The following is a 538-nucleotide window of genomic DNA, read 5'->3' as shown; positions in this document are numbered from 1 at the left end:
GACGTTGACGACCGAGGAGGTTTTGGAGGGGTTGCCGGCGGGTCGGGGCCGGTTGGTGGCGGTGGATGACGCGGTGATGGCGATGCGGCTGGCGGCTGTTTCGGATGGTGCGCCGGGGGTGTCGGTGTCGGGGCAGGGGTTGGCGTATGTGATGTATACGTCGGGGTCGACGGGGCGGCCGAAGGGGGTGGCGGTCACGCATGGGGGGTTGGCGAATTATGTGGGGTCGGTGCCGGGTCGGGTGGGGTTTGGTGGGGTGGGGGGCCGGTTTGCGTTGTTGCAGGCGCAGGCGACGGATTTGGGGAACACGGTGGTGTTCGCGAGTTTGGTGTCGGGGGGTGAGTTGCACATTTTGGCGGAGGGGGCGGTGACGGATCCGGGTGCGGTGGCGGCGTATTTGGTGGGGTATGGCATTGATTGTGTGAAGGGGGTGCCGTCGCATTTGGCGGCGTTGAGTGCGGTGGGTGGGGTCTGTCTCTTATACACATCTCCGAGCCCACGAGACCAGAGAGGATCTCGTATGCCGTCTTCTGCTTGA

Annotated in this window: 2 protein-coding genes; one reads left to right on the top strand and one right to left on the bottom strand. The window is 65.1% G+C overall.

Annotation, left to right across the window (positions count from 1 at the left end):
- Positions 1-198: hypothetical protein (locus IG98_RS54100; protein ID WP_037973044.1), on the bottom strand; the 198-nt coding region annotated here is incomplete at its 3' end.
- Between IG98_RS54100 and IG98_RS48000 the strand changes: the two genes are divergently transcribed.
- A complete protein-coding gene (locus IG98_RS48000; protein WP_281178620.1) occupies positions 152-538 on the top strand; it encodes an AMP-binding protein in 387 nt (128 codons plus the stop codon). The genes IG98_RS54100 and IG98_RS48000 overlap by 47 nt on opposite strands.

It is taken from the genome of Streptosporangium amethystogenes, from assembly GCF_000721075.1.
In the GTDB taxonomy this organism is placed as follows: domain Bacteria; phylum Actinomycetota; class Actinomycetes; order Streptosporangiales; family Streptosporangiaceae; genus Streptosporangium; species Streptosporangium amethystogenes.
This window is presented reverse-complemented; position numbering and strand designations above follow the sequence as displayed.

Coding starts and splice junctions, on each gene's coding strand:
- IG98_RS48000 (WP_281178620.1), top strand. CDS start 152: ATGTATACGTCGGGGTCGACGGGGCGGCCGAAGGGGGTGGCGGTCACG.